The 15,427-nt window shown below is 42.7% G+C and carries 8 protein-coding genes and 1 riboswitch; of the genes, 6 read left to right on the top strand and 2 right to left on the bottom strand.

Going from position 1 to position 15,427, the window contains the following annotated elements:
- Nucleotides 1-205 precede the first annotated feature (205 nt).
- Both thiD and thiE read left to right on the top strand, forming a co-directional pair.
- Nucleotides 206-1,021: a bifunctional hydroxymethylpyrimidine kinase/phosphomethylpyrimidine kinase gene (gene thiD, locus FD17_RS08520; RefSeq protein WP_057825601.1), complete on the top strand. Its 816-nt coding sequence runs from the start codon at nt 206-208 to the stop codon at nt 1,019-1,021.
- Nucleotide 1,022: 1 nt separating this feature from the next.
- Nucleotides 1,023-1,679 carry a thiamine phosphate synthase gene (gene thiE / locus FD17_RS08515; RefSeq protein ID WP_057825598.1) on the top strand — a complete coding sequence of 219 codons (657 nt, stop codon included), beginning with the start codon at nt 1,023-1,025 and terminating at the stop codon, nt 1,677-1,679.
- Between the two features lie 374 nt (nt 1,680-2,053).
- On the opposite strand, the gene FD17_RS08510 is transcribed toward thiE, so the two are convergent.
- Nucleotides 2,054-2,545 (bottom strand): hypothetical protein, encoded by a 492-nt coding sequence (locus FD17_RS08510; RefSeq protein ID WP_191983133.1) that lies wholly within the window; start codon nt 2,543-2,545, stop codon nt 2,054-2,056.
- 249 nt (nt 2,546-2,794) lie between these two features.
- On the opposite strand from FD17_RS08510, the gene FD17_RS08505 reads away from it, so the two are divergent.
- The 4 genes from FD17_RS08505 to FD17_RS13440 all read left to right on the top strand — a co-directional run bounded on the left by FD17_RS08505 (nt 2,795) and on the right by FD17_RS13440 (nt 14,339).
- Nucleotides 2,795-4,369, top strand: coding sequence for a hypothetical protein (locus FD17_RS08505; RefSeq protein ID WP_057825594.1), 1,575 nt, complete (start codon nt 2,795-2,797; stop codon nt 4,367-4,369).
- A gap of 175 nt (nt 4,370-4,544) precedes the next feature.
- Entirely contained in the window at nt 4,545-5,504 is a 960-nt protein-coding gene (locus FD17_RS08500) for a D-2-hydroxyacid dehydrogenase (RefSeq protein ID WP_057825592.1), read from the top strand.
- 269 nt (nt 5,505-5,773) lie between these two features.
- Nucleotides 5,774-9,934 (top strand): DUF5776 domain-containing protein, encoded by a 4,161-nt coding sequence (locus FD17_RS08495; protein ID WP_057825590.1) that lies wholly within the window; start codon nt 5,774-5,776, stop codon nt 9,932-9,934.
- 256 nt (nt 9,935-10,190) lie between these two features.
- On the top strand, nt 10,191-14,339 hold the full coding sequence (locus FD17_RS13440) for a DUF5776 domain-containing protein (RefSeq protein WP_057825589.1): 4,149 nt from the start codon (nt 10,191-10,193) through the stop codon (nt 14,337-14,339).
- Nucleotides 14,340-14,397: 58 nt separating this feature from the next.
- Here FD17_RS13440 and FD17_RS08485 read toward each other — a convergent pair whose 3' ends face one another.
- A complete protein-coding gene (locus tag FD17_RS08485; RefSeq protein ID WP_057825587.1) occupies nt 14,398-15,099 on the bottom strand; it encodes a matrixin family metalloprotease in 702 nt (233 codons plus the stop codon).
- Nucleotides 15,100-15,313: 214 nt separating this feature from the next.
- Nucleotides 15,314-15,405, top strand: a riboswitch (TPP riboswitch).
- Nucleotides 15,406-15,427 lie beyond the last annotated feature (22 nt).

The raw sequence follows: 15,427 nt of genomic DNA, 5'->3' as shown, positions 1-15,427 counted from the left end.
GGTCACTTCATAACAGTGTGACGAGACCCGGTAGATGCGGTTTCTAAGGCAGAATTGATTAAAATCCCGGTTTTGGATTTAAATCAATTTTGGCTTAGAAGTTAGCATCTGGGTCGTCGGAACACGTTTTCGCAAAGTAAAATGAAAACAACCACAAAATAAAACCAAACAGTAAAACCACAAAAACATTGGAGGAACAAAAACAATGGCTAACGAAACAATTCAAACTTTAACAATCGCCGGTACAGACAGCGGTGGCGGTGCCGGAGTTATGGCCGACATCAAAACCATGCAGATGCGCCACGTTTTCTCAGCTGCAGTAATTGTTGCTGTCACTGCTCAAAATACGATTGGCGTTCAGGATTTTATGCCAATTCCTAAGAAACTGATCGATGAACAATTTGCATCAGTGGCATCCGATTTAAAGATCCGTGCCTGCAAGACGGGGATGCTGGCCGATGTTGCAACGGTTGAAGCCGTTGTTGAAAATCTTAAGAAGTATGATTTGGGAACACTGACGGTTGATCCTGTCATGGTCGCAAAGGGTGGCGCCCGGCTGCTTTCTGAAGACGCCATCAAGACGGTACGCGAGGAGTTGTTGCCGTTAGCCGATATTTTGACACCAAACTTGCCGGAAGCTGAAGAGTTGACCGGGATGAAGATTGAAGACAAGGATCAAGTCATTGATGCTGCCAAGAAGCTTCAGGATATGGGTGTAAAGAATGTCTTGATCAAAGGCGGCCACCAGACTGAATCAAAGGAATCTTCTGATTTCATTCTCCTTGAAGACGGCAAATCGTTCTGGGTTAGTTCACCTAGAATTGATACTGTTCGGACTCACGGAACCGGCGACACGCTTTCGTCATGTATTACCGCTGAAATTGCCAAGGGTGCTGACGTTGAGACTGCCATTCGGATTGGTAAAAAGTACGTTCAGGCAACCATTGCCGATGGCATTCAAGTTGGCCACGGCCATGGTCCTCTGAACCACTGGGCCATTTATGACGGGGACGGTGAATAACATGGGCATGAAGTTTGAGACGGGGATGCTCCGCGCATATTTTATTGCCGGCACCCAGGATATCAAAGATAAAACAAAGACACTGCAAGAGGTTGCCAAACAGGCAATGGAAGCGGGAATTACAGCTTTCCAGTACCGTGAAAAGGGCCCCGGTTCATTATCCGGATCAGCCAGAAATGTAATGGCGGCTGATCTGCGAGAAATGTGCAGTGATTACGAAATCCCATTCATTGTGGATGATGACGTTGAGCTTGCTATCAAAACCAAAGCGGACGGTATCCACGTGGGGCAAAAAGACGAGCGGGTTGCCAAAGTGATAGAACAGGTGGGCAACGACATGTTTGTTGGCCTTTCCTGTGATACCAAAGAACAGATTAACGTGGCCAGCCATATCCACGGAATTAGTTATCTGGGCAGTGGACCAGTCTTCCCAACTGGCTCCAAAGCAGATGCCGACCCGGTAATCGGTGTTGATGGCTTGGCCGAATTAGTCAAAGCCAGCAAGCTGCCAATTGTCGCGATTGGCGGCATTACCGAACAAAATATCAAGGAGCTGCCTAAGACTGGCGCAGCCGGTGTGTCGGTTATTTCGATGATTGCCCAGAGTGATGATATTTTTCGGACCGTTAAGGTGATTAATGAGACGTTTAAGGATTAGAGTGTGCCAAGGGCTGGGTGACGCGGTTTCTAAGGCGGAATTGATTAAAATCCCGGGTTTGGATTTAAATCAATTTTGACTTAGAAGTTAGCGTCAGGCCCGTCGGAACACGTTTTGGATATGTAAAAGTAAAGATGTTAATTATCGAAACACAAAATAAGGGTTGGAACGAAAATGAAATCTTGTTCCAACCTTTTTTGATATTTGGTTGTTAAATTATTATTTACTTTGTGGTGGTTTTAATGCTACCTAGCCGAAACGTGTTCCCCAAGCCAGCTTCCTCCGCTTTATCCAATAACGAGTCCCAATGCAAAACCCGCATTGAAACTCGTTATTAAATAAATGCTCAGAAGCTAGACGGCTTGGCTCACACTCTAATCCAAGTTAAACCCCTCCACATTCGCCTTAGGCAGGCTATTAACCTCACCAGTCATCGTCTTCATGACATCGGTATTGTTTCTGGTGTAATAGTAAACCTTGTACGGGGCCGAGGCATTTGCCTTTCCCTTGTATGTTTCCAGTACCGGTTGGGTGAATCCCGCCACGTTGATGTTTGCTACCCTTGCCAGACTGACATCACTGGTGTTTGGGGTTCCGAATGCTTTCCAGCTTTTAGTCGAAGTGGGGCCGAAGACAAAGTAATTGCCCGACCGTTCATAAAAGGTCTGATCTGAATGATAGCTGACACTATGCTTGCCGAAATAAATATCGGCCTTATTACCATACCAGGCTCCTCGAAATGATTTGGAAACTTCGCTTGGATTCGACGCCGAAGCATCATTTCGATGGTGGGACACGATTCCTGAAATTCCGATGGTTCCCACAAAGATTAACGTCAAAATAATCGTAATTGTAGACTTTTTCATGATTACCCGCTCCTCGGAATAAGTCATATTTATCAACACCTTAAGGGTACCGCGACAATGTAAATTAAGTGTAAATATTGGGTATCAAATATGTACAATATTGCCTGTTACTCGAAGATTACCTGCAAGTTACAATTATTAGGTTTGCGTGAAATCCATGCATAAAACTTGTGATTTTTGGCAAAAGCCGTTTTAATAGAGTATGAACACATTTTCAAATCTGTAAAAATTTAATTGGGGTGAGATTGAATGAAAGGACATTTTAAATTAGCTCTCGCGGCAGCGTTCTTGTTTGCATCAGCCGGAATTTTCGGTATCGCTGCACCGAGTGCCAATGCGGATGTGATTACTAATCCTGGTACTGCAGGGTCAATTCCGCAAGTTAATTCTGGAAACGTACTTAAAGATTACAACGAGAATGCTCTCAATGTAGTCAATAACTCGACGCCACAGGGGAACGTAAGTAAAAAGTATAAGAAATATTCATTGGATCCAACTGGATACAACTACGGTAATTCATACAACACAATTGCCGGCAGTTCACAATCCAACACGTTTAAGACCAAGTTTTTCCTACCAGATGGTTTTAACGTTTCCAACTTCCAACATGGTAACTTCCAAAGTGTCACACTCGATGGTGACGGTAATATCTACTTTATCGAATCCAACGGAACGAATACTAACCAAGGTGCCATCGTTAAGTTCAACATGGCCAAGCTCCAGCAATTAGGTGTCGGCTCTGATGTTTTACTGTTATGGCGGGCATTTGATTACTTTAACCCATACACCACAGATGGGCAGGCTCATAACGATGAATACAATCAAATCAACGCTCAATTACAGGGTGCATTTGATAAAGTTCAGACTTTGACGACCACTTTGAACCAGAACAAGTCCTGGCAGAATAACCAGAACAACTACATGAAGAATGCACAAAAGTGGTATTACAGCTGGAAGACTAAGAAAGCCAAGTATCAAAAGATTTCCAAGTCATACAAGTACTCGTACAATACTCGTGCTAAAGCCAAGAAGACTGTGAAGACAGCAACCTCCAAGATGGCTCGCTGGATGAAGTCTTACCAGATGCACAAGGCTAAGATTGCCAAGTACAACACTAAGATCAGCGGTATTCAATCACAGATTGATACTTATCAAGGACAAATTGACGATGCCAAGGCTCAAAATCCTGACATGTTCAAATATGTTGATATTGCCCAAACTGCCCAATTATCACCAGAAGTTGATATTGGTCACGGACAAACATTGTCATACAACCCTCAGAACAAGCATATCTACTTAGCTGAAGATAATACTTTGTCTGACCTTGCATCACGTGATGACAACAACACAGTTCTTGAAATGGATCCAAACACTTTGAAGCCAATTCGTGAATACAACTTCAAGATGTATCATGGCGATAGCGCCAACCTTCAATTGCATACATTGGCATTTGATAAGGATGGTAACGCATATTGGGGCCGTAAGTTAAACGGCGGTTACATGTTCTTCTACGGACGTCTTGATCAAAATGGTGTCAGCTTCCAGGCTTCATCATCAATGGTCGGCAAACGTGGCGGTTCAACTAACCAAGGGGTTGCAGTCAACCCTGCCAATAACCGTTTGTACTTCGTTTCTGATGATATTTTGACTTCAGTACCTACATCAGGTATTCAAAGTGGAAACTTCTCAGCAGACGATATCCATTATCAAGCATTTGATTCAGGCCGTGAGTTCGAAAGCTTGGCATTTGACCAAGATGGTTACGGCTACTTGATGGTATTGTGGCCACCTGAGTTGATGCAATCAACTGAACCTTTGAACTAATAAAGAACGTTTTATTTGAATAATTGGATTCACTAAATTGAAAAAGTTGAGACGAAATGAAAATTTTGTCTCAACTTTTTTGCTTGTATGAGGGATGATAAAATTAAAGCCTGGACGCTGAATTACAAAGTCAATTGGGGTATTATGTAAATAAATTATTGACGGAGGTTGGCTGATGAAAATTGTCGATTTGGACGGTTATGCACTAAATCCCGGTGATTTGAGCTGGGATGGTTTTAAGCAATTTGGTGACTTTACAAACTATGAACGCACGAGTGACGATGATTCAACGATTTTAGACAGAATTGGCGATGCAGAAATCGTTCTAACAAACAAGACTGCTTTGGATAAAGCAGTGATCGAAGGGGCACCTAATCTCAAGTATATTGGGGTTCTGGCAACTGGGTATAATGTGGTCGATATTGATGCGGCCAAAGCCAACAATGTGATTGTCACCAACATTCCAAGTTATGGCACCGATACGGTCGCTCAACACACATTTGCTTTATTACTCGAAATTACCAATCAAGTCGGCCTTCACAACAGGGCCGTTCACCAAGGAGAGTGGACTTCTGCCAAAGATTTTACTTTCTGGAAGACACCATTAATATCTTTAACCGGAAAAACGCTTGGCATCATTGGGTTTGGTCGAATTGGCCAAGCAGTCTCTCAAGTTGCCCACGCATTCGGCATGAAGGTTGTCTTTTACAATCACCATCCAAAAATTACAGATCAGGATTGGGCTAAACAGGTCACCTTGGAAGAACTATATGCGATGTCTGATGTGATCAGCTTACACACCCCTCAAACTTCCGAAACGGGCGACATGATCAATAGCCAGTCCATTTCCAAGATGAAGGATGGCGTCATTCTGATCAACACTGCCCGTGGTGGCTTACTAAACGAGCAAGATGTGACAGATGCATTGAACTCCGGAAAGATTTATGCGCTGGGTGCCGATGTTGTCTCAGAGGAACCAATTGTGGCCAATAATCCATTGTTGCACGCCAAAAATGCATTTCTAACGCCGCACATTGCCTGGGCTGCGACTGAGATTCGAGAACGGCTGATGAGCATTGCGGTTGATAATTTGAAAGCTTATGTGGATGGCAAGCCTCAAAATATCGTGGATTAACAGTAGGATCCAACTAATTGAAATTTAAATAGTAAGCAACTCCGTCAGATGATGGAGTTGCTTTTTTGTATTCATTGATGCGATAACGTTCTCAAATTAATAGGTCAAATCAGTTGACTGATTGATAACTTATCTGTTAAGTTATGCCTGTAAGGTAAGGGCTAAATGTAAGCGCTAAACGGCATGCCGCACAACGGTTATATTAATTCCGATACCGTAAGAAGATGGTGAGCTTTCATAACGATATGGTTCTAGAGGGGGAATTAACAATGAAATTTAGAGCCTCTATATGCAACTTTCAGAAAGTGATCTTTGGCTTTATTGTGACCTTTCTTTCAGTTCTTTTTCTAACGGCAATGTCGACTGTAAATGCACAAGAACTCGGTAAGACCGCTGCGATTCCCGCCATTGAGAATGGCTTGGTACAAGCTGGCCACAGCCAAAATCAGGGAATCCTTGTTGAGACACTTTTACCCACCGAGCCCACTTTGAAGGATTCCACGGTTAATTTGACCAACAGCACGGTTCAACTTGACCCGGCAATCTATAGTGACCCGGCGACTCAGAACAATTTTTATCCTGGCAAAACGGTTAATATGATGGCATTGATTGAGGCTCAGGGAACTGGGCAGGATTATATCAATGGTCATGTCAAAATTTATTTGAGCAAGGATATCTTCGAACAAGTAAAGGGCAATGATGTATCATCCAGCCAATTCTTGTCGTCTCCAGCCACAGTGTCTGAAACCCCGGATGACTGGATTATCAATTTGAGTCTGACAACGGTTCCAAGTGGTGCTCACATTGGAATCCCTTTCCTCACCACTCTAAAACCGGGTAGAATTCATAACAACAAGGACTACAAAGTGCCAAGTGAATATTATGATAGTAGAGATGCTTTACTGTTGAAAACAGACACCTTTACGGTTCATACCAAAACTAATGCCCCGACTCCTTATGGTCCAGGAGTCTCAAAAGATTTGGATATGAATAAATGGGATTCAAATAATAGCTTGAAGGAGGCAACAGATGTTTCTGTTGATGGATCAGGCTTATATTCATACAACAAATCCCCATCCAATATATATTACTCAAACCAGACCGAACCCGGCGATTATACAGTGACGGTTAATCTTCCGACAGGTTATAAAGTTCCTGCCGCCGGTGTTGGCAATTGGACATATAATGCAGCTGAAAACACTGTTACGCAAAAAGTAGCGATCTATACAGGCTCAACAACAAATGACTTATCAAACAGGACATTAGGAAGTTTTACCCTGACGGTTCCATCCGGTTATAAAGTTGGCACTACAGTCAATCTTCCGGTCACAACTAAAGGGCCAATGGGAGATGTTAACTCAAATAACTATTATTTAAAGCTGGGTAAAACGACTGTTGCCCCAGATTATATGTCTATTTATGGATCCAAAAACATCAGTTTCACGGATGCCGGTGCGAGCGTAGATGTGAGTGCAGTCACTTCTTCGACGCCCCTAAATTCGGTTTTGACACCGATAAGTAAATTCCATCCCGGCGATAATGATGGTCAATTAATTGACACACTATCACTAAGTAGTATCGAAGATCGGCCAAGGTTTGAATATTTAACCAACCAAATTTCATTCCTCGACAGTTCAAATCTGTCGGCTGCCAAACAAGGGGAACTGAATAAGAACAAAGTCGTCGGCACGTATACCAACAATGGTTCCACAAAGACAGAAGAACTGGGTACGGTGAAATTTGGAACACCGCTGAAGTATTCTGACCGGTACTATACGAGTATCAAAGTGAATTTTGATTCCCTAATTAACTTGAGTAAAGCTGAGGCGGAGAGTATTAAGCTCCAGATTAATGGTCATATGACGGATGCTGTAATTAATGCATTTAAAGCTTCAAATGATTCATATCAATCATACGCTAACGGGGTAATCGCACAGTTTTCCAAGACGGAGGATTCTGCTTTTGGAGGGGCAGTCAGTGCGTATGCCTATGCATACCTGACCAAAGATTTGCCGACGATTCAGCTTAGCGGTTTGACTCTATTTGGCCAAAATGATCAGGATGGGGATGCTCAAATGCTTGGTGGCAAACCGCTACGTGCCAGTATGAGTATTCGGGCTTCTAACAATAACAATGATAAACTCCATCCTAAAGATGGCAAAGTGGTCTTCATCGTTCCTGATGGGGTATCTTTCGACAAATCCAATACTGCAGACGTTCAGAACCTAACAAATATTAAAGTGTACCAAAACTATGCAGGTTCGGGGAAGACTGCCGTAGTTGGTGATATTAACAATGCAGCCGAATTTGAAACTTCAAGCAGACTTATTTACTATCAAGTCCCATTGATTGACGACGGCTCAATGATTTCCGGTTCTTACAATATTCAATCGTTCTTTGTTTTTACCAACAATAATGGTAAACCCGGCAATAAGACTGATTTTCAGGTTGCCGACAATTCTGGGCTGGTGGCTGATACTTATGGCCTGTACACATCAACGAATAATAAAACTAAGGTAGTATCAGACTCCGAAGATTTCACCTACCTACCGGATCGAAAATTGATCAGTACAAACAAAGTAAAAGTTTTTGACTCTGAAACCGGGGAATGGAGTCAGCCAGTCAAAGATACTGGCGATAATGCCTTTATCGGTGATAAGCTCGAATTCGTCGACACAATGGCCAATGATGGGCTGTCACCATACACTTACTTGGATGTGATTGGAATTCTACCGCACCCTGGTGACCAGAAGATCAATGGTGCCCGTGGCTCAAATGTCCAAATGCATTTGACAGGGCCAATCCAGGTTGACACGGATGGCTACACGGTTTCATATTCAACTGCCAAACCTGATAACGACCTCCTCAAGAATTACGAGGCGAAATTTGATGCAACCGAAACCGACTGGAGCAAGGTGACAATGATTCGAATCAGCTCCAAAGATGGAACGGTGTTGAATACTGAACAATCCATTCACTTCACTTATCCATCCCTGGTTCCAAACGTTGCCAAAGATGATGCGATTGCAAACAAGGCGCAGGGAATCAGCACCTTCATCGTTCGTACCAGTGATCACGATGTCAACTTGTTGGAATCTACGCCAGCATCAGTATTGGCAAAACAGCCTTATGTTCCGGTAAATCTTCAATTCTGGACCAAGGATCAAGACGGGACTGAGCATCAGATTGCGGATGCCAAGAGCTTTGCCGATCAAAAGATTGGTTCCACATTTACCAAGAACGCAGCTGATTTCCCAATTCTTCATTACTCACCGGCAGATAGTCAGGATCATTCTGTGAAAGTCAGCCGGGTTGCCAATAATAACGTGCTTAAGCTGTGGTACAAAGCAAATCCTGATGATGCGACAGTCAAAGGTGTCGTTAAGTTCCAAGATTTATCAGGTAAGACACTGGAGAAGGATATCCCATTCAGCGGTATCAGTGGCTATCGTTACGATATCACCACGATGGACAGCGTGAAACAAGCTACCAAGAAAATCCTTGGAGAAGGATATAAGTTATCTTCAACTGAAGGTCAGCCAACTGGGATCTTTGCGGTTGGCAAACCGGTGACGGTCATTTACAAATTTGACAAACCAACCCCACCGGTTCCACCAACTCCACCGACACCGCCAACACCGAAACCAGATCCGAAGCCAACGCCAAATCCCGATCCAAGACCAAATCCAACGCCAACCCCAACACCACAGCCAGCTCCCGGGCCAGATGAGCCGGATTATGTGGCAAAGAAAAATGAAGCCGTATACGCTTTGAAGAAGGTTTACCTGTACCAGAAACCAACTTTCAACAAATCTCAGCGTAAGGCTGCTTATGTATCGAAACCACGGGTTTACCGCCCAATGTTTGTGGTTACCGGATATGCCCGCTCAGCCAATGGTGCTCTTCGTTACAAGGTTCGTGACGTCAACCATTTGACTAAGAACCGTCATAAGACAGGTTACGTTACTGCACGTTGGTCCCATATCCGTCCTGTTTACTATCAAAGCAAACACACCACTCTGACAGTGATTAATCCGCGCGGTGTCAATGAGTACAAGAATGTTAACCTGACTGGGAAAGTTCAAAATTTCAAGCAGGGTAGAGTGCTCAAAGTTAAGAAGTTTGTTCATCATAACCTAACCACCCGTTATCTTTTAACGAATAGACACTACATTACGGGTAACCGTAAGTTGGTTAAGATGGGCAAAGCAAGTTTCCCTAAATATGTAAAAGCCAAAAAGGCTTTCAACCGTTACAAGACAGTTAACCTGACTCATAAGAACAAGCATTACAAGAAAGGACATGTATTCAAAGTCTACAAAGTTGATTTCTCACACGCCAACAGCGTTACCAAACACGGTGCAATGCGTTATCAAGTAGCTGGTGGATACATTACCGCTAATGCAACATTCGTAAAAACAATCAAATAATTAAAGAAAAATTCAAACTCGATCGATGAGTTTGAATTTTTTTATTGCCTCTAAATGCTTGATTAGTAATGGATTTCATTACTTACTTACTTTTAATACCTTGACGCAAAGATAACTAATTTGTTAGATTAGCTGTGTGAAATAGTCCGGGGTATGTAAGCGCTAAATGTCGCATATATAGTGTATACATTAACTATTTCAAGATAAGCCATCAGGGAAACATCAATAACACATTTGTTCTAAGGGGGAATAAATTATGAAATACAGTGTCTTTTTGCGCAACTTGAAGAAGTCAATTTTTGCGTTCATCGCAATTCTTCTTTCGGTTGTCTTTTTGTCTGGGTCACCAAATGCAGGTGCTCAGACAGTTAACGGATCACCGACGCTTCCGGCAATTCAAAACACGTTGTCGAACGCGACCAATAATTGGGATAAGGCAATTCCAAATGATCCAACTTCAAATCCTGGTTCTGGCGTGAGCCAATCCGGGGTGATTCTTAAAAATAGTACCGTTGAGTTGGATCCAGCTATTTATAATGATCCAAACAATCAGAATAACTTTTATCCTGGCGACACGGTTAATATGCTTGCTTTGATTGAAGCTCAGGGTACTGGTCAGGATTATGTGAATGGTCATGTAAAAATTTATTTGAGCAAAGATGTGTTTCGCCAAATAACTGACAATGACATTTCGACCAGTAACTTCTTGTCAAAGCCAGCTCACGTAACTGAAACCGATACTGACTGGGTTGTCAATTTAGATTTGAACACCGTTCCCAGTGGGGCTCACATTGGAATCCCACTTATCGCCACTTTAAAGCCTGGTAAAATTCACAATAATAAAGACTATAAAGTTCCGAGCGAGTACTATGACAGTAAGAATGACTTAGTGTTCAAGACAGACCAGTTTGCAGTTCATACCAAAACTGATAATCCGACTGCTTCAGGGCCTGGAGTCAAAAAAAGCATCGATGCCCAGCAATGGGACACAAACGACGCATTGAAAGCCCCAACTGATATTTCAGTTGACGGTTCCGGCTTTTACTATTCTACCCTCTCTAGTCTTTTCTATTCCAGAGAAACTGAACCGGGAGATTACACTGTAACTGTTCAACTTCCGGCCAATTATAAGGTGCCCGCAAATGGAAGCGGAAACTGGACATATGATTCAAGTAAAAATACACTCACTCAAAAGATGACACTTGATACAACCTCTGCTTCAAATTATCAGACTAGTCGATCCCTAGGAAGTTTTACATTGACTGTTCCAAAAGGTTATAAAAATGGAACTGAGATTAATCTTCCAACCTCAACGACAGGTCCAAATGGTGCTGTCACAACAAACAGTTATTATTTACAACTTAATAAATACACGCCGACACCGGATTACTTTTATGCATATCCCAGCAAGTCGATGAGTTTTAAAGATATTGGTTCAACAACCGATGTCAATCGGATCAATTCTTCAACTCCAATCACTTCAACAATTAAGCCATTGTCTTACTACTATGGTTCTGATTATAACGGCCAGCCGGTTAACTCAGTATCGTTGAGTAGTATTGATGACAAGCCAAACTTTGATTACCTGACCAATCAAATTTCATTCACGGATAGTTCAGGTATCACTTCCAGTAAACAAGCATTGCTCAACAAAAACAAGGTCGTTGGAACACACATGGATGGGACGACTGAAAATCTTGGGACTGTTAAGTTTGGAACACCGCTGAAGTATCCCGAACGAAACTATAAAAGCATTAAAGTGACTTTTGATTCGCCAATCGATTTCGGACTGTCTGAATTGAAGAACTTGCAGTTACAAATTACCGGTCACATGACTGATGATACAATTAATGCCTTTAAGAAGAGCACGGCAACGCAACAATATTATTACAATGAGATATCTACAGAATTTGCAAAGACGCAGACTTCAAACTATGATTCTTCGATAAGTTCAAGTGGGTATGTCATATTAAACATGGATATGCCAACTATTGGCTTTGACACCACATATCTAGATGGTAATGGATTGGGACTATCAGGACACCAAGATCAGGATGGTAAAGTCGGCATGCTTGGCGGCCAACCGCTGATTGCTAAAATGGGTGTTCATGCTTGGAACAATAGCAATGACAAGCTCCAACCCAAAGACGGAAAAGTTGTCTTCATCGTTCCGGATGGTCTGACTTACGATACGGAAGATGCTTCGCAGGTTAGCAACTTGAAGAATATTAAAGTTGAAAAGAACTATGCTGGTTCTGGGAAGACTGCGGTAATTGGTGAAATATCCAACCCGAGTGCCTTTGAGACAAATGGTGCCGGAATCTATTATCAGTTGCCGTTAATCGATGATGGATCAATGACCTCAGGGCCGTACAAGATTGAGTCATTCTTTGTGTTTACCAACAATAATGGAAAAGTTGGCAATAAGACTGATTTCCAAGTTAATGAAAATGCAAAGCGTGTCCCTGATACGTATGGAATTTATTCATCAACTGATAATAAGGATAAGGTCATTTCCGACTCGGCAAACTTTACTTATTTGCCGGATCGTAAGTTAGTTAATATTAACAAAGTCAAAGTCTTTAATCCTGAAACCAATGAGTGGAGTCAGCCGGTTGCCGACACTGGTGACAATGCTTTTGTTGGTGATAAATTACAATATGTGGATACCATGTCTAACGACGGGCTAACACCGTACTCGTATTTGGATGTTGTTGGAATCCTGCCATATCCTGGGGATCAAAAGATAACCGGTAATCGGGGTTCTAACATGCAGATACACTTGACGGGCCCAATCACGGTAGATTCAGACGGCTACTCGATTTCTTATTCAATCGACAAGCCGGATAAAACGTTATTGAATAACTATAAAGCTAAATTTGAACCAACTGAATCTGACTGGAGCAAGGTCACGATGATTCGAATTACTTCAAAGCCTGGAACGGTGTTGCAGACTAATCAAACCATCAACTTCACTTATCCATCCCTTGTTCCAAACATCGCAAAAGATAGTCCGCTAGCCAAGACTGCCACGGGAATTAACACGTTCCTTGTCAGAACCAGTGGCAATGATGTCAATTTGCTGGAATCAAAGCCTGCTGCTGTTCACGCCAAGCAACCTTACGTTCCTGTAAGTTTGCAGTTCTGGACTAAAGATCAAGATGGCACGGAACATCAGATTACTAATGCTAAGGAATTTGCCGACCAAAAGATTGGGTCAACATTCACTAAAAATGCTGCTGATTTTCCAATCGACCATTACATTCCGGTGGATAGCAATGATCATTCCATCAAGGTTAGTCGGACTGCCAACAACAACGTGTTGAAATTATGGTATAAGGCCAAGCCTGATGATGCCACAGTCAAAGGAGTTGTTAAGTTCCAGGATCTGAATGGAAATTCGCTTAATCCAGACGTTTCATTCAGCGGAATTAGTGGATACCGATACGATGTCAATACAATTGATGACGTTAAGAAAGCCAGTCAGAAGATTCTTGGGGAAGGTTACACGTTATCAGCCACTGTTGGTGAACCAGCAGGAATCTTTGCTTTAGGCAAACCACTGACAATCATTTTCAAGTATGATAAGTCAATTACACCTATTCCACCAACACCAAATCCAAAACCTAAGCCTAACCCAACACCGACTCCAACTCCCACACCAACGCCTAACCCAACACCGACACCAACTCCTACACCGCAATTACCAAACTATGCTGCAAGTATTAACGAAGCTGTATACGCTTTGAAGAAGGTTTACCTCTATCAGAAGCCAACCTTCAAGAAGTCACAGCGTAAAGCAGCTTATGTTTCCAAACCAAGGGTTTACCGACCAATGTTTGTGGTAACCGGGTATGCCCGTTCGACAAACGGTGCGCTTCGCTACAAAGTTCGAGACGTCAACCATTTGACCAAGAATCGTCACAAGACCGGGTACATCACGGCACGCTGGGCTTACATCCGACCAGTCTATTATCAGAGTAAGCACAAGACGATTACCGTGATCAATCCACGCGGTGTCAACGAGTACAAGAGAGCCAACTTGACCAAGAAGGTTCGTAACTTCAAGCAGGGACAAGTGCTCAGAGTAAAGAAGTTTGTTCATCATAATCTAACGACTAGATACGTTTTGACCAACGGCCATTACATCACTGGGAATCGGAAGTTGATCCGGATGGGCAAGACCCACTTCCCTAAGTATGTGAAAGCCAAGAAAGCTGTTAACCGATACAAGACAGTCAACTTGACTCATAAGAATAAGCACTTTAAGAAGGGCAAAGTCTTTAAAGTTTACCGAGTTGATTTCTCACACGCCAACAGCGTTACCAAGCATGGCGCGATGCGATATCAAGTAGCAGGTGGATACATTACTGCTAACTCGAAATTTATGAAGACTGTTAAATAGTCTAAATGGATACAAAAATCCGCGAGCAATTAAATTGTTCGCGGATTTTTCTTGTTAATTATTGATATGCTTGAGCCAAGCCGACAATGTCGCCGGCAGAAATGTTATTATCACAGACGCTGGGATACATGACACTGTTTGGATCGGCGGAATGTCCCAACCCAAGTGCATGTCCAAGTTCGTGCTCGGCAACGTGGATGCGTTCTGTCGTGGTGTATTTATAAATGTTAAAGTTGTTCGAATAGATATTAGCCGTGGTTGGGCCCAGAATGTGTAGCCCATTAACGATGGTTGGAAAATATGAGACAAAGGTCAAGCCGGCATTGTTCAAATTATCAGTCGTGCCGACTTGAAGGGTGATATCTGGATGAGGATCACTAGTGGCCACAAGGTTGACCTGCTGGGTATTGTTCCATGCAGTAACTGCCTGTTGCCAAATATTCTGATAATAATCCGAAGTCTGGTTGATATGGTATGTAATGGTCGTGGTTGGCCAACGGTATTTGGCAGGTGTGGGAAGTGCTGTCTGAGCCTGCTGTGGCTGTGATCGAGTTGATTGGTCGGCAGTACGTTCTTTAACCGGCACAGATGGAGTACTGTGGAACCTTTGAATGTGGTGTGATCTGCCCTTTTTGACGTATGGATTGATAATATTCAGCTGCGATTCAGCACTTGCAGGTGTCGTGTCTGCCAACAGGCCAACTCCAGACATCACTAAAACGGTCAATCCGGTTGCGAGGAATTTTAGGATTTGCTTCATAAACGGTCTCCATGAAAGTATTTTTAGCAAATATGCTCTGCACATGCTGTGCAAAGGAGATACTTACTTACTTAATTATAGCATCATATTATCAATAAACAATGAGTATATAACAATTAAGTGATAAATCAACACGGCATGCTACACTTTTGCCTCGTTTTTCGTTCTGAGATCTTCACTGGCATTGCCACTTATGTCGTCAGATATGGTACTATGAACAAGCTAGGGGTGCTAATTCAGTAGCTGAGACCAAACCCTTTGAACCTGTGAGTCAATACTCGCGTAGGGAAGCTTTAATTGAATAAGGATTACTAGCAAAAAACTTATA

The sequence above is a fragment of the Lentilactobacillus sunkii DSM 19904 genome (assembly GCF_001435575.1).
GTDB classification, from domain to species: Bacteria; Bacillota; Bacilli; order Lactobacillales; family Lactobacillaceae; genus Lentilactobacillus; species Lentilactobacillus sunkii.
This window is presented reverse-complemented; position numbering and strand designations above follow the sequence as displayed.